Annotated in this window: 16 protein-coding genes and 1 pseudogene; 10 read left to right on the forward strand and 7 right to left on the reverse strand. The window is 66.4% G+C overall.

Features of this window, described 5'->3' with window-relative positions; translation table 11 throughout:
- Positions 1-176: 176 nt before the first annotated feature.
- From MJ797_RS27075 to MJ797_RS21275, 3 genes and pseudogenes are all read left to right on the forward strand, one after another.
- Positions 177-860 (forward strand): annotated as a pseudogene (locus MJ797_RS27075) (serine/threonine-protein kinase); the annotation flags it as partial.
- Entirely contained in the window at positions 840-1,658 is an 819-nt protein-coding gene (locus MJ797_RS27080; protein WP_255739353.1) for a hypothetical protein, read from the forward strand. The pseudogene MJ797_RS27075 and the gene MJ797_RS27080, both read left to right, overlap by 21 nt.
- A gap of 690 nt (positions 1,659-2,348) precedes the next feature.
- Positions 2,349-2,810 carry a hypothetical protein gene (locus tag MJ797_RS21275; RefSeq protein WP_239339936.1) on the forward strand — a complete coding sequence of 154 codons (462 nt, stop codon included), beginning with the start codon at positions 2,349-2,351 and terminating at the stop codon, positions 2,808-2,810.
- Between the two features lie 160 nt (positions 2,811-2,970).
- On the opposite strand, the gene MJ797_RS21280 is transcribed toward MJ797_RS21275, so the two are convergent.
- Positions 2,971-3,141, reverse strand: a complete 171-nt coding sequence (locus MJ797_RS21280; protein WP_239339938.1) for a hypothetical protein — start codon at positions 3,139-3,141, stop codon at positions 2,971-2,973.
- A 17-nt stretch (positions 3,142-3,158) separates the two neighbouring features.
- Between MJ797_RS21280 and MJ797_RS21285 the strand changes: the two genes are divergently transcribed.
- Complete coding sequence (locus MJ797_RS21285) at positions 3,159-4,271, forward strand: hypothetical protein (RefSeq protein WP_239339941.1); 1,113 nt, start codon at positions 3,159-3,161, stop codon at positions 4,269-4,271.
- A 107-nt stretch (positions 4,272-4,378) separates the two neighbouring features.
- Here MJ797_RS21285 and MJ797_RS21290 read toward each other — a convergent pair whose 3' ends face one another.
- On the reverse strand, positions 4,379-5,467 hold the full coding sequence (locus tag MJ797_RS21290) for an SUMF1/EgtB/PvdO family nonheme iron enzyme (RefSeq protein WP_239339946.1): 1,089 nt from the start codon (positions 5,465-5,467) through the stop codon (positions 4,379-4,381).
- Between the two features lie 941 nt (positions 5,468-6,408).
- Between MJ797_RS21290 and MJ797_RS21295 the strand changes: the two genes are divergently transcribed.
- Positions 6,409-7,338, forward strand: a complete 930-nt coding sequence (locus tag MJ797_RS21295; protein WP_239339948.1) for a hypothetical protein — start codon at positions 6,409-6,411, stop codon at positions 7,336-7,338.
- Positions 7,339-8,210: 872 nt separating this feature from the next.
- Here the strand turns inward: MJ797_RS21295 and MJ797_RS21300 are convergent.
- From MJ797_RS21300 to MJ797_RS21320, 5 genes are all read right to left on the reverse strand, one after another.
- Positions 8,211-9,344, reverse strand: a complete 1,134-nt coding sequence (locus MJ797_RS21300; protein WP_239339960.1) for a hypothetical protein — start codon at positions 9,342-9,344, stop codon at positions 8,211-8,213.
- Between the two features lie 77 nt (positions 9,345-9,421).
- On the reverse strand, positions 9,422-9,703 hold the full coding sequence (locus MJ797_RS21305) for a hypothetical protein (protein WP_239313362.1): 282 nt from the start codon (positions 9,701-9,703) through the stop codon (positions 9,422-9,424).
- Positions 9,700-12,396, reverse strand: coding sequence for an SUMF1/EgtB/PvdO family nonheme iron enzyme (locus tag MJ797_RS21310; RefSeq protein ID WP_239339982.1), 2,697 nt, complete (start codon positions 12,394-12,396; stop codon positions 9,700-9,702). The genes MJ797_RS21305 and MJ797_RS21310 overlap by 4 nt, the downstream gene beginning before the upstream one ends.
- Positions 12,393-13,190: a trans-aconitate 2-methyltransferase gene (locus MJ797_RS21315; protein WP_239339984.1), complete on the reverse strand. Its 798-nt coding sequence runs from the start codon at positions 13,188-13,190 to the stop codon at positions 12,393-12,395. Before MJ797_RS21315 ends, MJ797_RS21310 begins: the two co-directional genes overlap by 4 nt.
- Positions 13,191-13,366: 176 nt before the next feature.
- Positions 13,367-13,774: a hypothetical protein gene (locus MJ797_RS21320; protein WP_239339986.1), complete on the reverse strand. Its 408-nt coding sequence runs from the start codon at positions 13,772-13,774 to the stop codon at positions 13,367-13,369.
- Between the two features lie 1,089 nt (positions 13,775-14,863).
- Here MJ797_RS21320 and MJ797_RS21325 point away from each other — a divergent pair.
- From MJ797_RS21325 to MJ797_RS21345, 5 genes are all read left to right on the forward strand, one after another.
- Complete coding sequence (locus tag MJ797_RS21325) at positions 14,864-15,232, forward strand: hypothetical protein (protein WP_239339989.1); 369 nt, start codon at positions 14,864-14,866, stop codon at positions 15,230-15,232.
- A 49-nt stretch (positions 15,233-15,281) separates the two neighbouring features.
- The gene (locus tag MJ797_RS21330; protein ID WP_239339992.1) at positions 15,282-15,482 is read left to right on the forward strand and encodes a hypothetical protein; all 201 of its coding nucleotides are present in this window, start codon (positions 15,282-15,284) and stop codon (positions 15,480-15,482) included.
- Between the two features lie 22 nt (positions 15,483-15,504).
- Positions 15,505-15,681 (forward strand): hypothetical protein, encoded by a 177-nt coding sequence (locus MJ797_RS21335; RefSeq protein ID WP_239340004.1) that lies wholly within the window; start codon positions 15,505-15,507, stop codon positions 15,679-15,681.
- Between the two features lie 236 nt (positions 15,682-15,917).
- Positions 15,918-18,065, forward strand: coding sequence for an FtsK/SpoIIIE domain-containing protein (locus MJ797_RS21340; protein ID WP_239340007.1), 2,148 nt, complete (start codon positions 15,918-15,920; stop codon positions 18,063-18,065).
- A gap of 385 nt (positions 18,066-18,450) precedes the next feature.
- On the forward strand, positions 18,451-18,967 hold a 517-nt coding region (locus MJ797_RS21345), incomplete at its 3' end, for a DNA cytosine methyltransferase (protein WP_239340010.1).

The raw sequence follows: 18,967 nt of genomic DNA on the forward strand, positions 1-18,967 counted from the left end.
GTCAAACTCGTTGAGACCAACATTAAGAAACTGGTTGCCAATAATGGCTAATAAAGAAAGCGGAATCACGGGACACTAGAGGGTCAGTTTTCGGAAACCGTTGACACCGCCCGGCGAAACCGGAAGAAACCCCCAGGGGATCGCTATCTGAGGCGCTACCTGGCTATGAGTGGGGCGCCAAACTCGGCGAAGGTGCGTATGGGTTGGTGGTGGAGGGCCGGCATCGCGATCTGGACCGTCCCGTGGCTATCAAGATCCTGGCTACGGGGTCCGCTGGCGCGGCTGCCGGGTCTGCCGCCGAGGCGCGGCTACTCGCCCAGATAGATCATCAACATGTCGTCCGGGTCTACGACTCCGTCGACGTCGGCAACCTACGCCTGATCGTGATGGAACTGCTAAGCGGGGGCACACTGACCCGCCGCCAGTCCGGCATACCGCCGGAGGGGGGCTGCGCGATCGGCCTGGCCGTGGCCGCGGCGTTGGCGGCCGCGCACGCCCGGGGCGTGCTACACCGCGACATCAAACCCGACAACATACTGTTCGACACCGCCGGCCTGCTCAAGGTCACCGACTTCGGCATCGCGAAGATCATGGAAGGGTCGACGGCCGCCACCAGCAGCAGAGCCGGCACCCCACTGTACATGGCCCCCGAACAGATCACCGCGGGCCGCCTGGGCCCGGCCACCGACCTGTACGCCCTCGGCTGCATCCTCTACCAGCTACTGGCCGGCAGGCCGCCGTTCAACCCGACCCTGCCGTTGCACGCACTGTGGTACCAGCGCCTCAACGCCCTCCCTCCACCGCCCGCCGGGGTACCCGCCCCCATCGCGGACGTGGTGATGCGGGCCCTGGCCACGGACCTGGCCGACCGCCACCCCTCCGCCCACGCCTTCGCCCTCGACCTCGCCCACGCCGCCACCCACGTCTACGGCCCCCGCTGGACCGCCCGGACGGGCATCCCGCTGCACCTCGACGACGACATCCGTGCCGTCACCGACCACACACCCCAGCCCATCCGGGCGCCACTACCAGCGGCTCTCCCCCTGCACTCCCGAGACCCGGACGCAACCGGGTGGACCCCACCCACCCGCGCCGACCCAGACCAGAGACACGCCGGACTCCCAGGCCCCCATCCGACGAAACCGCAAGAAACCCCCGGCAGTGGCAGCGCGCATCCCTCCACCACTCGTAGCGCTCCCCCGACCCAACGGAGAGAAGAACACCTGCAGTGGCGCCCCCTCGGCGCGCCCCTCACCGGCCACAAAGGCTGGCTGTTCCGCTCCGTCAACGCGGTGAGCTTCTCCCCGGATGGTCGTACCCTCGCCAGCGTCGGCGGCGATAAGACGGTGCGGTTGTGGGATGTGACCGACCCAGTCGCTCCCCGCATCCGCACCACCTTCGCGGCACACACCAGCGTGATCCGGTCGGTGGCGTTCTCCCCCAATGGTCGTACCCTCGCCAGCTCCAGCGGCGGCGACGTCGTCGGCGATAAGACGGTGCGGCTGTGGGATGTCGTCGATCCGGCCGCTCCCCGGCACCTGGTCACCCTCACCGACCATACCGGCTGGGTGAACTCGGTGGCGTTCTCCCCCAATGGTCGTACCCTCGCCAGCGCCGGCGGCGACGATAGGACAGTGCGGCTGTGGACGCAACGGTGAGTCCTGGCGCTGGCTGGGCGACGGAAACCGCCATAGCGATCAAGAGGAAATACGGCGAGACTGCGCCATAGCAACACCACAGGGACCGGACCGCAACGAGGGCAGACACGGACAGGCAGCTCCCTCGGATGGCCCTTTTCACGATCACCTTCGGATCGCCCATCGCCGTTCCATCGGCGCGACCTGGGCTTGCTCACTCATGCCGAAATCCTTACTGGCAGCCGCGAGAGCGTCATGAGCCGCGCCCTGCATCGTCCTCGCGGTGCAGGTCAGTTCGTGTTCCTGGCCCGGGGCGGGATCTCATCCACGCCTCGAAGGTGGAGAGGCGCCAGCGGGGGCGGTCGGGGATGGTGTCGTCGTCGGGGTCCGGGAGGCGGCCTTGGGAGCGATAGCCGCGGAGGGTGGATGGCTTGACGCCTGCGCGTTCGGCCATTTCTCGGTAGCCGATCAGCGGGTCGTCGTCCGGCACGGAATGACCCTACAGCGCCGCGCGGTATCCGCCGAAAGGACTGCAACCCTCCAGCGAGGCGCTGTAGAGTTTCGTCTGTAGACGGCTCCGGCAGGTGATGGCACACCCGCCGGACCCTCGGCCTCATCCCTCCAGCGAAGGGACACGACCGTGCCCGACATCATCCCGAAGACCGCCGACAAGGGACGCCTCGTCCGTCGCATCGGCCGAGTGGTGACCCCGTGAACGACCAGCGGCCGGGGCAGTGGAACGCGCGCCCTCCCCTGGTCTCGCTGCTCAGACCGGCGGCTGACTTATACGAGTTGGCGATCCGGCCCGGTGCAGACGTCGAGGACCTGACGGAGGTTGTTGCCGCCCTCCCGGCCGTCGTCTACCTCGACCACCGGCCGGCAGTCCCCGTAGACGCGACTGTCATCCTCACCTACCGGGCGACCCCCGCCGACGCCGACGGCGTTCCCGTCCGCCCGACGGCCCGCGGCGGTGACTCGTCGGGTTGGGTGCCAACGATCGACCCCACCCCCCTGCCCGCGAGCGCCTACGAACAGGCCCTTCACAAGATCCTCACCGTCGGCCCGTACCAGCGTCACGGCCAGCTCCTCGTCTACGGACTTGCCCACGCCGACCCTGCGGCAGTCATCGCAGCGGCCGACGCGATCTACGCCGCCTGGACACAACGCAGGTAGCCCCCGAGCCGCGCAACGGCCGATGCATCCACAGCCGAGGGGGCATCGGCCGTCGCCGGCCCGGCGACCCATCCTCGTTGGACGCAACGGCATCACCGCCGGGCGGGCCTTATCAACCAGGGCGCCCGGCCCGCATGCAGCGCAAGGACCGATCAGCCGCTCAGAAGCCGGCGTGTCGGTTCACCACGTGGGCGGCAGGCGGCCGGACCCCCGCGCGGGCCGCTTCCTGCCGATCACGGGCACGAGTGCCCGGTCGGCGGGCGCGCATCCGACCAAAACAGGCATCCGCCCGGTCTACGTAGACGTAGACGACCGCCATAGACAGCGACATAGATGAAAGGATCACCTGTGGACGAGAAGTGGCTAGCGCCGGTGGTCGACTGCGCGTGTGGGTGCGGAGAACCGGCGGGAGAGAACAGTCGGTATGCCGGTGGGGACGAGCGGGAGCGGATGCGGCACCGAGCCCGTCTACAGTACGCCCGACGCCGCGCCGGCCAGCCGAACGGACATCATCAACACGACGCGCCTGCCGAGAACGACGTGTTGGCGCGGCTGGGGCTGACGGACATGCCGCTGGCCGCGGTCGCCGAACGGCTGGCCGTGTTCGCCGGCGACCTCGGCGGGCTCGCTTCCACCGTCGCGCGCCGGGCAGGCGCGGTCGATGAAGCCGCGATCGCCCGGCAGATCACCGACGCGACCGCCAACGCGGTCAGTCGGGCCGAAGCCGCCGAAGATGAGGCCCGCCGGTTACGCGCCACACTCCGCGACCTTCAAGCCGAACTCCACCAGGCCCGCCGGGACCGTGACCAGGCCGACGCCGACGCCTCCGTTGTCGCCGAGGCCGCAGCCCAGGCCGACACCGCCGCAGCCGAAGCCCGCGACCGCGCGCAGGCGGCGGAACGGGACGCCGAGGAGGCCCTGACCGACGCCACGCAGATCCGTGAGCAGGCGGAGCGCGCACGGCTTGCGGCCGACGGGCAGCGCAGCCAGCTCGAACGCGACCACGCAAAGGCGCTCGCAGCGGTGCGCGCGGACCACACCACCCAGCTCGCCGCGCTGCATCGGGACTATGCCAGGACCCTGGCCGACGCTCGCGCCGATCATGCCGCACATCTTGCCTCGGAACGTCACGCAGCGGCGGACGCCGTGTCTGCGGCCCGCGACCGCGCCACCCGCGCCGAGGCCTACGCCGACGCGTTCACCGCCGAGCAGGTCCGCCTGGCCGCCGACCGTGACCGCCTACTCGCCGAACAAGCATCCCTGACCGGCCAGATCGCCCGACTCACCGGCACCGCCACTCGAGCGCACGAGCAGACCCTCGCAGTGAATGGACACCGCCATGCCGACGACGCCACCGCCGAAGAGACCGGGATCAGCCCGCGGCCGTCGAGCGCCGGGCAGCCCGCCCGGCAGGCCCCCGTTCCTCGACGTCGGGCCGCCCGAGCCACCGCGACCGGGTGAGCAGCGCCGGTCAGCTCCTGTCGATCGACTCCCCCACCGATCGGACGCTTGTGTCGACTGTGGCCCCGCTGGCGCCTGGCGGTTCTCGAAGGACGAAGCCGATCATTTCACGCAGCATCCCGAACGCACCGGAAGCCAACGGCGTTGCTACAGCCTCGGCGCACGTAGAGCGCCTTCGAGGAGGTCTGGACGGCACGGTACGGGCTGTCATAGGAGCCACCGCAAACGACCGCGGAGTTGACGGCGTCGAACACGCTGCCTGTCCACTCCCACACGTTGCCGGACATCTCGCGCACGCCGAACGGCGAGACGTTTGCCGGATGATCCGTGACCGCCGTCGGACCGCTGTCGCGCAGTCCGCCGCCGTCGATCTCCTCTTTCCAGGCTCGGTAAGTGACGAGCGGCCGGGAGCTCCACGCGTCGGCGCAGTTCACGGCGGTGAGGTCGAGCGTGTCACCCCAGGGGAAGAGCCGGCCGTCGGCGCCCCGAGCGGCGGCCTCCCACTCGAGCGACGTCGGGAGCCGCTTGCCCTCGAACCAGGCGAAGGCGTAGGCGCTCCACCAGCTGATGCACGTGATGGGATGATCATCGTACTGCGGGTCGGTGAAGTACTCCCGGTTCCGTAGCCGCTCGTGCCACGGCTCATGGCTGTGGCCGGCAGGCGTGTCCGGGTGATCCCACGCGGCGCAGCCCCACCGCTCGACCGCGGCAAGGAACCGCCTGTACCGGCTGACCGTCACGGGAAACTCGTCGAAAATGACCGGGTTTTCGACCTTCCGTAGCAGCAGCCGGTGACTCGGGCCGACCATATAGATCCCGGCGGGAAGAACAAGCGGCGGCGCTGCCGGCGTCTGGGCACCGAAGTACTGTAGAAGTCGCCGGATCTGTTCTGTCAGGACGGGCTCGCTTTCGTGGACATCAAACGCGGCTGCACGGCCATGAACAGTCCGCAGGAGCCGGGACGCAAAATACTCCTGAAATGCCGGGTGCGTCGCCGTTACCGTGCCGTTTCCACTGCGTCGCAAGAACGGTGCCAAAAGAAATCCCTCCGGCTCGAGCTGTCGGCCGATGAGGGTGTCAATCCCGAGCTGGGTCCAGACCTCGGAGAGCGAGAAGACCGTCTGATCGGCGATGAAGCCGAGGCCAAGCAACGTCTCGAGACGCGGCGCCAGTCCTTCAAACTGTCGGTGCGGCATCTCGTCCTGGCCGCTCGCAGCGGGCCCCCAGCCTCGTTCTCGCGGTGCGACATCGCCATCGTTCGGCCACGTGCCCGGTAGGAGGTGTCTTCCCGGCAGTTTGAACCACAACAGAAAGTCGGGGATCTTTAGGGTTTGCGCCCACTCGGCAAGCTTTCGTAGATCCGTTGGTGCGTCGCCGTTTTCAGCTCGACTAAGAAGGGCCTGAGTCACCCCCAACCAGTGCGCTACCGTCTCCTGCGCAATAGCGCCCGATCCACTCGTGCCGCCCCCGAGACAACTACGGTAGGTACGAATGACTTTTCCCATGTGTCGTGTGGCGAGCGCCTCGAACATCGGATCGGCCGTCCAGAACTCAAGAGGCAGCTCGGGTGGCTCGGTCAATGCGGCAAAGCTAGCCTGGCGTCGTTGGCAAAGCGGACAAAACCCGTCGTAGCTGTTGGGTGCAAAATGGTTCCCGCAACCGCCGCGGCAGCGGCGCATGGGCACGGCCATTGGGGCAACTCCGATCATTCAGCTCCGACGCGCATGAGTTAACGATATAGCCGCCCGCAGCGGACCCTGCGACGCGACCGGTACTCGTTTTTGACATAAAGATCAGTACTCGAACGATTTGGCGGACTCGCCACGCAGGTAGGACGCTATGCCCACAGGCGGTCGACGGGCTGATACTCCTCGTCGTCGGCAAGGTCGCGCCCCTCACCCGTATGTCCGAACACGGACGAGGGCCCAACAGATCGGGGAGGTGCTGGCGAGGACTCGCTGATCGCTCGCCCATCTATCGGCATGACTTCTCGACTGGAGGTAGTTGCCCCCTTGTGTGTGTCGATCTCTGTCAACGACGAGCCCAGACAGGCGCCGCAGGCGCCCAGCTCACGAGACGTCGCGCCGTGCTCGGCGGCTTCGTTCTTCCGGGTCTGTTGCTCGTTGCTGGTGGTCGTGTGAAGGCCCCTCCGGAGGTTCTCGAGCACTTCGAAAAGATCGCTACGAAGCTCACCGACTCGTATCCTTACGCGCCGGTGCCGGCCACGGCACAGGCCGTCCGCCAGGACCTGCCGATTGCGCACGCGATCCTTGCCGAAGGCGGTCTCGACGAGGAAGGGCTGCGCCGGATGCACGCCGCGGCCGGTCGCCTCGCCGCGATGCTCGGGAATGCCCAGCTCGACACAGGCTGGACGGGGCAGGCATCACGTACGCTCATCGCCGCCTACGACCACGCGGTGCTCGGCAAGGACGCGACTGGTCAGGCGTGGTGCCGGCTCCTGCAGTCGTCGGTTGAACTTGCCGAGGATCAGCCCCGGCAGGCGCTGGTGTACGCGCGGGACGGATGGGCCGTCGCCCCGCCCGGCTCTCCCGTCGCCGCCCGACTCGCGGCCGAATGCATCGCCGCCTCGTTGGCGAAGCTCGGCGACCAGCGTGGCACGTCTCAGGCTTTGGACGATGCCTGGACGATTGTCGGTGACTTCGCGCCCGAACAGCGGGGGCATCCCGGGTGGCACCCCAACCGCCTGCACCCAGCCGAACTCGACTCCATCACGGCGGCGGCCTACATCGACGCCGGAAACCCGCATGCCGCGCTCTTGCACACCGAGCGCGGAATTGCCGCCCTCGACCGTGCACCGGCCGTCAGCCATCGAGCCTACGTTCGGACCAATGCGGCGAGGGCGATGCTAGCCCGCGACGAGATCGAATCGGCGGTCGACTACATGAACGAGGCGCTCGAGGTCTCCAGCGCCCGCAAACTCGCCGACATTGAGCGCCGCGCCTGCGCCTTCGTCGTGAGCGCCCGCAACCGCGCTCCCGGCCCACTCATCGAGAATCTGAAGGAACACGTGCGCCTTTGGCGCGCGACGCGACTCACACAGGTATGACCAGCGATGCTCTTGCACCCCCATTCATGCAAGGGCGCTGTCCGAAGCGAAAGAAAGGCGAGGAGACATTGGAATCACGTGCGTATCGGGACGATAGCGCGTCGAGCAGGATCAGGACCGGCGGTTGCGGAGAGGATGTGGTGGGCGAGCAGTCCGGAGGAGTACCGAGGCGTGAGGTTGGGCGGGAGTTGCTGCGGCAGATGCCGCAGCTTGCTGTGCCCCCGCCGAGCCCGCCCGTGGCGCCGCAGACGGAAGATGCCGCGGTGAAGCGACACGCGACATTGTGGGCTCTCGTGTGCCTGGACGGGGCTACAGATCGGCCGTTAGAGGTGACGATGCCCTTTCCGACACCGAACGCCGCAGACCATTTTGCCGAAGAGTCCGGAATCGCGGACTCGGCGATCGTGCCGATTCGCTTCGCCTACGTCCCGCCAGCGCGCCGTGCCGGGCCGTGAGACGCGGCTGCCCGTGACTGTTGGGACACGAGGTTCGGCTCCGCATCCCTCATCGAAGGAAGTCGCTGCGGAAGCGGACTGGCCGTCGTCGGCGTATGTCGCAACGGCCCGGTTAACATCCACACTGACGTCAGGGATTGAGGCCGCCGGTCCGGCGAGGATCTACGGGGTAGCCGTCTACGTGGGTCATTCCCGGGAGATCGGCGAGATCCTCGTAGTGTTCCCGACGGCCGCGGCGGCGCGCCGGTATGCCGTCGACACTCATCTTGCCAACTATCAGGTAGTCATGCTAACTTTTCCACCTGACTCGGGGTGACAAGTGCGGCGGATCTTAGTCGTGTCGTCCTTTTGGCGCGTTGCGCGACTGCGCTAGCGATGGACGGCGGGAGCAGGCCGCGCCAAGGGCCGATTCAGATTCTATTCCAATCGCCGCAGCTCTCGAATAAGGAGCCTGCCGAGGCGGGTGAGGAGAAGCAGCACAGTTGTCACGCTCGCGGCGAGTAGGCCGATCATGAGATAGAATAATGAGTTCGTTCCGATGATCTGCAGAACGCCGAAAGCCGTTCCGAACGGTAGGCCGACCACGGTGAGTAGACCGAGGGCCGCAGCTACCCGCTGCCCTTCCTGCGTTTGAACAATCCTGTTGAGGTCGGCAATCTCGGCTAGCACCGCGTCGAACCGCTCCGGTAGCCGGTGTTGCGATTGATAGGCAGTGAGAATATCATTAGCAGATCCGTGAGCGCTGGCATCGCGCAGCCAATAGATGCTGCGAAACCGTGCCGCTTGCTCTTCCAGCTTTGGCAGATGGCGGGGCATGTCGTCCGCGTCAAACGCCCGCGCTGCCTCATCGACCATCGCCTCGATATGCGAACGCTGGATCATGCCGAGGAGAATGGCGTCGAGGTAGGTGGTATGTGCGTAGAGCTGTGCGTAGCCCAGGAATGGATCATGGTCGCCGCGGTCGCGGCGTAGGCCGACGAAGGCGGCGCCGTCCCTGGTGACCAGGCCGCGCCAGTCACCCGACAGGACCACGGTCCCGCCGAGCAATTGGTCAGCACGGTCGGGGTCAGGCGGGTAGTCGTCGGGAGACGTGCGGGACGCGAGCAGCCACAGCCACTGCTCGGCCCGGGACCAGGATCGCACATGCCTGGCACCCAGCGGTCGCGGTAGCTGCCGCTCCGTCGAGCTGAGGAAGGCGACGGTGTAGGGACGGCCAGCGAACAGAAGTGCCCACGGCTGGAGGGCCGCCTCAAGGTCGGGCACGAGCGAGCTGGTGCCGCGTCGTCCGGCGAGACTTCGTAGAAGATCTCGTAGCTGGCCTTGGTGGCTGTTGATATGGAAGATCGCAAATGCCGTATCGGACCGCCCGGCGAGATCGGGGATGACAAGTTCAACAGCGAAGATTTCGCCGCCGACGATTTGAACGGACGCAAGGCGATGCCAGCGGCTGGGCCGTGTCCCGTCACCGTAAAGGACACGAGTGCAAGGTGGGCTGAAGTAGGTGCGCCGGGCGGCGTCCGTCGCCTCAATGTCACGGTGCCCAAGCGGCACCGGGCCTTTTGCCCAATCCGGGGCCTCTGTCACGCGCGCCAGACAGACGGCGACGACGGAGTGTCGTCCGTCAGCTCTTACCGATAGAATTCGTCGACCTCCGGCAGATCCAGTCTGATCACGAAACAGGCGCGTCGGGTGGCGGGGTCTATCTCGAAGCGAACCCGCTCACCGACGACGGTCGTCCGAAAGCCTTCCGTGACGATGTCGCTGTAGTCGAAACCGTATGTCTCACCGTCTTCGTCGTCGCGAACGAAGTAGGTCGCTGTGACACGGTGGGGACCGCCGCCCAGTGGCTGCCGGTCGACGATGCGGCCGAATCGCTGGGCAGCCTCGGGACGGCGGGTGGGCGCGGTCATTCTGCCTCCTGCACGCAGCGAAATCCGACGGCGTTGCTGCATCCGCGGCGGACGTAGAGTGCCTTCGAGGATGCCTGGACGGCACGGTACGGATTGTCGTACGAGCCGCCGCATATCACGGCCGAGTTGAGGTTGTCGAACACAGTCTCGGTCCACTCCCAGACGTTCCCGGACATCCCCTTGACTTCGCAGTGGGACTGATTACGAGGATGGTCGGTGACTTTGGTCGGCGCACACTCCTTGAGTCGGCCGCCGTCGATCTCCTGCTTCCAGACTTCGTAGGTCACCAGTGGGCGACCGCTCCATGTGTCGGCGCAGTTTACCGCGTCGAGGTCGAGCATATCGCCCCACGGGAACAGACGGCCGTCGGCTCCCCGGGCTGCGGCTTCCCACTCGAGGGAGGTCGGAAGCCGCTTGCCCTCGAAACGGGCGAACGCGTAGGCGCTCCACCAGCTAATGCAGATAGCCGGATACTCGTCGAACCGAGGGTCGGTGAAGTAGTCGGCAGCGCGCAGACGTTCCCACCACGGCTCATGACTGTGCCCTACTGGCGTCTCGGGGTGGTCCCACGCGCCGCTGCCCTGGCGTTCGACTGCGGCAAGGAATCCCTTGTACCGCCCGACAGTCACTGGGAACTCGTCGAAGGCCACCGGCTTCTCCACCTCGCGGAGAAGTAGCCGGTGACTGGGGCCGAGCACGTAAAAGCCGGCCGGGACGACGAGCGGTACGGCCGGGGGTGTCTCGGTTCCGAGGTAGTGGAGAAACCTTCGGACCTGCTCCGTCAGCAAAGGTTCCGGGCGGGCGGCCGCCGCGGCCGCCCGCCCCTCGGCGCTCCGCAGAAGCCGGGCAGCGAAGTACTCCTGGAACACGGAGTGAACGGGGGTCACGGCGTCAGCTCCCGCCGGCCGGAACAATGGGGCGAGGAGAAAGGTCTCCTGGCTCACCCGCCCGGCGGCGAAGCACTCGATGCCGAGTTCCGTACACACTTCGGTCAGCGAGAAGATGGTCTTGTCTGCCAGGAAAGCGAGTCCGAGCAGTCGTTCAAGGCCCCGCTGAAGGTGGGAGAGGTTCCTCGACGTGAGGATCTGGCCGACGCGGGCGGTGACGAGATCGGCGAGGCGCCCCGCCGAGTCAGCGGTGAGGACCGTGTCGCCGCGCCCGGTCTGGTCGGCGAGTCGCACCTCGAGAGGCGAGACGGTGAGCGTCTGCTGATGCCGCTGCAACTGAAGATCGTGCAGACGTACTACGGCGAACCGCGGCAGCTCGAGCGGGTCGACGCCGTTCGCGTGAAGCTGCTGTACGAGCTGCTCCGAGATAAGGGACGAATTATTCAACAGCCGCCGGACCTGCGGAGAGTCAGCGAGGAACGAATATCGGGACGACATGACTACCGTCGACTCGGCGGAGAGGGCCTGCGCGACGTCCGCAAACAGGGAAAGGAACGCTGTGAGGCTGGTGCTCTGGACCGCCTCGTCGATGGCGTCAAGCACACAGAGCACAGATCCTGCGCGTATCAGGTAAAGGAACACGTCGAATACCCGCTGGCGGGAGATCGGCATGTATGGTGCGAGGATGCGGGTTACGAAATCGCCGAACTCCTCGTCGGGCTGCTTAAGGCTCATATCGAGGTAGAAACGATAGCGATGGGTCGGGGAACCCTCCGGGGCCACAACAAGGCGCTTGAGCAGAGTCGTCTTTCCACTGCCTGGCCCGCCGATGACGAGGATGTTCGCCGACGTGCTGGCGAGGCTCCGCAGCATCTCCGCGGCATCGCTGGTTTCGCTGATATCCAACTCACCGGTGTGCTGGTCGGCTTCCATGAGTTCGGCTGTGATCGTCATCGGCTCGGCGACTTCGGCACTTGGAACAACCGGCGGGTACACACGCTGCAGGGCCGCCAGATGGCCGGGTACGTCGACTATCGTCTCTACGAATCGCTCGTAGGCGATGATGCGGATCTCGCCGTCGGCAAACGGCGTTACCCCCGTGGCGGGCTCATCCTCAACCAGTAGGAACCGTGTCCGCTTGGGAAGCTGCGTCTGGAGAAGCTCGCCACTCGTGGCGCTCAAGAGCTGACTCAGCTCATCCAGACTCCGACTGAGCATGATCTCGACGTACTCGACCCGCAGCCCGGCCTGCCGACCGAACAACTGGTAAACCGTGCTCTCGGACAGCTCGAAGCGCTTGACTGCACGGAAGCCCAGCGTTGCGTAGAGGCCGGCGAGAAACTCGGCCTTTTTCTCGACGAGGGGGCTGAGCTGCGGCGAGTCCCCGGTGACCGCGGTAAGTCCAGTGTTCGTGAACCAGTCGAGGACGTCGAGCAGGCGTCGTACCGCGAGAAGACCGTCTTCGTCGGCAATGTCGTAGCCGTCGTGCGTGGACCTGTTCCGGAGCCGCTGGATGTCCGTGAGAGCGTTGATGACGTTGGTGCTGCGAATATGCGGCCGACAACCTTTGATCAGATCGTTCAGGGCTTTACCGGAAGGGTCGCCGGGTACCTCGTAATGGCTCCATACCTGCTTCAGCAGACGCTCGGAAATCTTTCCGATCAGTGCGATGGTGTTTTCGGGATAGCCGTCACCCAGGGAACGGACCGGTCGATCGAAATCCAGGCCGAGATGCCGCGCGATCCTGGAGTGACTTTCCAGCTCGCTCTGCAACCGGCGGAGCCGATCGTCAATGGCTTCTGTCAACGGTTACCTTCCCGTGCGCCGAGGACGAACGCGAACCGGTCCGGGAATGACAGTATCTTCTCGGTATGTCGGCGGTCGATCTCGGCGAGTCCGGCCTCGATCTCGACGTCATCGAACGTCGCAAGCAAGGACATATAACGGTCTCGCACCATTGCCAGATAGCGGCCCTTGGGAATCTCGAGCGGGAAGTCGTGGTAGGTGACGCTGGCGGAGAGCCCCGCCTTCCGCATGTGATCGGCGATGACGTCGGGGGCGGGCTGGAGGGACTCGAACCTCTCGAGCGCCGCGTCGAACAGCGGATACTCGATCCGAGTTGGCAGCATCACGACGAGCAGCCTGCCACGGACACCGAGTAGGTCGGCGAGGCCGGCAATGACCCATCGGCGGTCGACGTCCGCCACGTGGTGGATCGCTTCCTTGACGATGATCGCGTCGAGGCTTCCGTGCGCAGTGGTCGGTCCGGCCGATGCCGGCCGCCCGCGGGCCAGTTCCTCGGCAGAGGCACGCAGGGGCTGTAAACCGGGATCAGCGGGAAGCTGCGCGAGCATCGCGGCCGAGGGGTCGACGCACAAGACGGGTGACGAGGGATGGACCAGGTCACGGATACGGCGGGTGAACAGCCCTGTCCCGCAGCCGACATCGGCGATCCGGTCAGCCGCGCTCAAAGCGAGCGAGCTGGCAATCGCGTGGGCCATCCAGCCCAGGAACGCTCCACTGTGCGACCAGTTGTGGTCGTAGCTGCCGGCAAGGCGCTCGTAGTGCGCCGCCGTCTCCGGCCCCGCCAAGCTGGTCACCTCCCGCCCACCGGTACAGGCGGATCATAACGGATCGGTTTCCCAACGAATGTGAACACGGACAACTCGGTCACTCCGAGCCGGGTCAACGCGAGACGTGCGCCGACGGCTCACAAGGGCATCGGCGACGAAGGAGCGAGTGCCGCCCCGTAGCGGGGTGGCACTCGCGAGTTTGATCAACCGTCCATCCTTCGTTCGAGCAGCTTGAGCGCGAGAGTGAGCACGAGGGTTGGCTCATGCCTTTCCCGGCGTCGGAAGGTGTCGGCGGTGACCTTGTACAACCGAGCCGCCTGCTCCCTCCTCACCTCCACCCGTACGCCGGTGGTCCCCGGACGAAGACACAACATGATCTCCATCGCGGTCTTACCGGGCGCATCCATGGTGCCGACAACCTCGCTGATCTCCCGTTCCGTCTTGACCGCCCGCTCGTAGATCGACGCGGGTTCGCCGTCACGGGTTGGCTGGAGCAGGTGGATCAGAGCCGGGGTGAACGACAGCAGCTCCGGGGCCCGAGCGCCATGCCGGAACGACCGGCGAAGGCTGGTGACCAGCTCGGGGACGTGCAGAGATTCCTGTGTGTCCATCGTTTTGCGACGGGGGGCGCCGTTGCCCCCGCTGACCCCGTCTTGTTCACCTTCCTTTCGCCGTGGCTCCAAGTCTGCGGGGCCGACTATGGAGCAGGAGAGTCGTCTTGCCCGCCTCTTGACCACGCTAACCTTCGTTTGTCGAAATTTGGCGTCTGTTGTGCGCGGGGCTACGTGCCCAGTTCCGAGAACGCGAGCGACCCGGTTGAGGACCACCGCCGCCCCGGCATCCCCGCCACAGCCGGCCGGCGAACGGGCGGCAGCTCGCGGTGCCCGTATCTCTCAGGGAGACCGACCGCTCGCGACGCGGAGCTGCGCCGGGCTTGAATGAGCACCCGCGTCCCGGCGGGACGGTTGGGGGGTGTGGACGCCCGCGTCTGACGTCCGAGCCGAGCCGGGCCTGACGCGGGGTGTGTATGAAACCTGCCGCGCCAGATGCGTCGGCTCGCCGGGTGGCTTGCGGTTCCGCTGGTGCGCCCGTTTCGGGCGCTGGATAGGTCGGCTCACCGCTCGACTGTTTGCGCAGGTGAGAGCCTCGAAGCCACAGGCGCGAGCCTGCAGGCGTCGCGCCCGTGTCCTCTTCGTCGCCAGCTTGGCGGCCCTTTCGTTGCCGTCTTTCCGGCGCGTCTGGCGTCCGGGAAATTGACGGAGAATGCGTCATGGTGTCGGCCTCCCTTTTCTCGGCACAATGGAAAAGGCCCCAGCGGGAAGGCGCTGGGATTACCGCTTCGAGCGCCCCGTCCGGGCCAGCCTGTGACCGGAGACGGCGCACTTACCGTTGACCCGAGAGAGGATTTGCCGTGCCACGGATATATTACCAACGGAGCGCCATGGGCGTCTTCTTCCGTTGGCTGCTGTTCTTCATAGGTCTGTTTCTCGTGGCGAGCGCCGTTGGCTGGATGGTTAGTCACCTCCTGCCTTTCCTCCTGATCGCCGGCACGGCCTGGGGCGTATGGCGCCTTGCCGGGAGGCGTCGCTGACGATCAGCGCTGGCACCGCGCGGTGACCGATCCGAACCCGGAACTTTCCTAGTCCAGTCTTTTCAACCCTGCCCTGCTGCTTGTCATCCACACGATAAGGAGATGCCGCATGCCCGAGTTTTCTTCATCTACCGAGCGTTTGTTCGGCCGGCTGACATTGGAAGACCTGTCGAATCGGTCAGACAAGGCATATACCGACCTTCAGACAAGCTACACCGCCAGCTCGGCGCTCTACCGCCTCTACGGGGCCGAAACGCTCGATGACACCGAGCTACGCGAGGCACTCGACCTGGTCCTCGCCCGGCTGTGCGCGTACCGGGACGACACCCGTGCTGCCTGGAGAGCCGCGCACCGGACCTGGGCGCGGGCCGCGGGAGTGCCCGTCACACCCGACGATACCGACTCACCCGAGGAGACCCCCACAGGTGAGGTATCCGAAGACGTCGACCCCGAAAACACGGAAGGGATGAACGCGTGACGTACTTATGTGCCCGTTTTCTCCTCAAGATCAGGGAAGGAGGTGCCGCGTGTCGGTCGCAGCGGTGATGTGGTTGCTCGTGCTGCTGGGAATAGCGTTTCTCGCCCCCCGGCTGCGGGTGAGTCGCCTGATCCCGGTGGTGTGCCTTCTTCTCGGCTTCTGTCTGGCGTCGTTGGGGCTGTTGCCTTCGGCTCACGACGTTACCGATCGCATCAGCGAAATCATCTCGGCAATCCACGTGCATTTCTGATCCCACACAAGGGGTGATTTCCATGAACATCGCGTTGCTTGTGTTGCTATCCGCGGCGGTAGTGCTGGGAAACGGCAGCATTCTCGTGCTCGCGCTGCTGCGGCTGGCCGAGGAACGCCGCGACCTCGAGGACGCGCGGCGCACAGCCGAAATTCAGCGCCAGCAGTCCATGTATAGCGGGCCGCATCTGGTCCGGTAGCTCGGCCCGGGGCGCGGTCCTGACCGCCCAGACAGACACCGCGCCCCGGGGCCCCTGCCCGACCCCGATCGTGTCGACGTTGGAGAGGAAATCTCATCATGACCGAGCCCGCGTCCCATCAACAGTCCGAAGCTTCCGGCCCGCCGGACGGACCACCCAGCCCGACGTCGGGACCGGTCGGTCCGCCCGCCGACCGCTCCCACCCGACGTCCGTACCTGGCGGATGGGTGCCCGACATGAGAGCAGTCAGCAGGGAGATCTCCCGCTACCTGCCAGCCGACCGCAGCCCGGCAGTCCCCCCGTCGAACCTCCCGATGCTGCCGGCCCTGCCCGACCACGTCGATCCCGGCCACCATCCGCCGGACGGCACGGGGCTGGTGCCGGTTGACCCGCCGAAACCGCCACGGCCGCCGATCGTCGACCGCGCGCGCACGGCAAACCGGCGGCCGATTCTGCCCGTGTGGGCGCGTTCCTGGACCACGTTTCACGCGGCGGCGCTCTGGCTGACCGGCCATTACGCGCACACGGTCGCGTTCCACGGGGTGCGGCTGCCGGCGTACGTGGGCCGGCTCGCTGGGCGCGCTCCCCGCGGCCTGGGCCACATCCTGGCCCACAGCGTGGGCTGGCTGAGTGACTCCGAGGGGCGGCCGATACGGGCTGCCGCGGTCCTCCAGGCCGACGGAGCGCTGTACCTGCGACTGTCCCAGATCCACGACAGCCGCGTGCGACGCCGCGTACTCGTGACGCTCCTCCTCCTGCTGCCCGCCGTCTTCCTGCTGGATGGTGCGTGGTCGGCTGCCCCTGTCATGGGACGCCTGCTCGGCGTCGCCGGTGCGCTGGGAGTCCTGGGCATCATGGGGGCACCGGCGGACCGGCCGCTTGTCGGCCCGGCGGTCGTGCCTACCCGGGTAGGCCGGTTGACCGCCGACATCGTGACCCGCGCCCTCGAGTCCCTCGGCATCGCTGAGATCAACAAGGTGCGTCGAGAGGGTGGCGGGATCAGTTTCCCGGCGCCGATCACTCGCGACGGTCCCGGCTGGCGGGCTGACGTCGACCTACCGTACGGCGTCACCGTCTCCGACATCCTGGACCGTCGGGAGCGGCTCGCGTCCGGGCTGCGTCGTCCGCTGGGCTGCGTATGGCCCGAAGCCGCCGAGGACGCCCACGCGGGGCGGCTCGTGTTGTGGGTGGGCGATCAGGACATGGCGAGGGCTCCCGCGGCCGCATGGCCGCTGGCTCGCCGGGGCGCGGTGGATGTGTTCGCCCCGGTGCCGTTCGGCTCGGACCCGCGCGGGCGACCCGTGACGATTCTCCTGCCGGAAAACAATGTACTGATCGGCTCGCTACCCGGGGCGGGGAAGACGTCGGCGGTCCGCGTGTTGATGCTCGCCGCCGCGTTGGACCCGACCTGTGAGCTGTGGGTGTTCAATCTGAAAGGCACGGCGGACCTGGACGCCGCAGGGAAGGTCGCGCACCGGTATACATCCGGGATCGATGACCAGGCGATCGAGGCGGCACTCGTGACCTTGCAGGACCTGCGTGCCGAGATCGTTCGCCGGGCCGCCGCGCTGAAAAGCCTACCCAAGGACCTCTGCCCGGACGGGAAAGTGACGCGGCAGCTTGCGAACCACCGCGCCTTGGGTCTGCACCCACTGGTAGCGATCATCGATGAATGTCAGAACCTGTTCAGTCATGCGGCATTCGGCAAGGAGGCGGGAGAGCTGGCGACCGATATCATCAAGCTCGGCCGCGCACTCGGTGTCATCCTGCTGCTGGCCACCCAGCGACCGGATGCCGCGTCGTTACCCACGGGTGTCTCATCGAATGCCTCGATCCGATTCTGCCTGCGTGTGATGGGTCAGACAGAAAATGACATGGTGCTGGGCACCTCGATGTACAAAAACGGTGTCCGCGCCACAACGCTGCGGCCAACAGACAAAGGCATCGGCTACCTTGTCGGCGCGACCGACACCCCGGTCATTGTCCGTACCGCCTATGTCGATGCCGTCGCGGCCGAACGCATCGCCGACCGTGCGCGCGCGGCCCGAACCGCCGCCGGCACCCTTGACGGCTATGCCACCGGAGACACAGGCAAGGAAATCACACCGTCCGTCTCACTACTGGATGACATCGTTGCCGTGACCCCCATGCCCGAGGGAAAAGTCTGGTCGGAGACAATCACAGCCCGGCTGGCGGCGCTGCGGCCGGAAGTCTATGACGGGTGGAACGCCGAACAGCTCGCGGTCGCGCTCAAGCCGCTGGGAATCGAAACGATACAGATCAACCGTCGGATCGAGGGAAAGGTCGTCAACCGGCGCGGCATCGACCGCGCCCAGATCACCGCCGCGGTGGCGGAACGTGACCGCGGACGGCGTCCGGCATAGCCGGGGACGGTGCTTGCGTAAGCGACGCTCGTGCTTATGTAAAGCACCCCTGCTAGCGGCCAACACCGCCTTTGAGCTGCGGCGTAGCACGTAAGCACCCCGCCGGCGGGAAGCGGCAACGGGGCGGAAAGCCACGCCGTGCGCCGGGTCCTGGCCCTCACGCCGCGACCCGGCGAAGACCACCCAGACAGTGACTCTTCGTGGCATCTCCACGCCCTGCAACGGGTCAGCCGCGACGGAATCAACACCCCGGGGACATCCGCTTCACCTCCCATGATCCCCGGCTCCCGTCGTCCGCATGAGGGGTCCTTAGCTGGGCTTTGTTGTTCGTCTTCCTGGAAATTATGCGTCCCGATGTGAAAAAGACCGGCAAGGAGAGAACGAGATGTCGACAGTTCTTGACCTGTTCTCTGGCGCGGGTGGCTGGTCGCTGGCCTGTTCCCGCCTCGGCCTGGAAGAAATCGGTATCGAGTGGGACCCCCGTACCTGCGAAACCCGCCGCGCCGCGGGCTTCGTGACGGTCGAAGACGACGTCGCCGGAGTTCGTCCGGATGATTACGCTGGCGTCGATGGGCTGATCGCTTCCCCGCCGTGCCAGCCGTTCAGTACCGCGGGGAAAGGCGGCGGGATCGACGACCCCCGAGGGCAGCTCGTCTACCAGCCGATGCGGTTCGCTCGTCGCATACGGCCGAGATGGATCGCCTGCGAGGAAGTTCCCGGCGTGTTACCTATCTGGAAGGGATTCGCGTTCGAGCTACGCCGTGCCGGCTACACGACATGGACAGGGATACTGGCCGCCGAAGAATACGGGGTACCGCAGACCCGCCGTCGCGCGTTCCTCCTCGCTGTCCACGGCAACCATCCCGTCCACCCACCCGCCGCGACCCACAGCCGCTACCACG

Origin of the sequence: Protofrankia sp. CiP3 (assembly GCF_917627345.1) — a bacterium.
Taxonomy (GTDB): Bacteria; Actinomycetota; Actinomycetes; order Frankiales; family Frankiaceae; genus Protofrankia.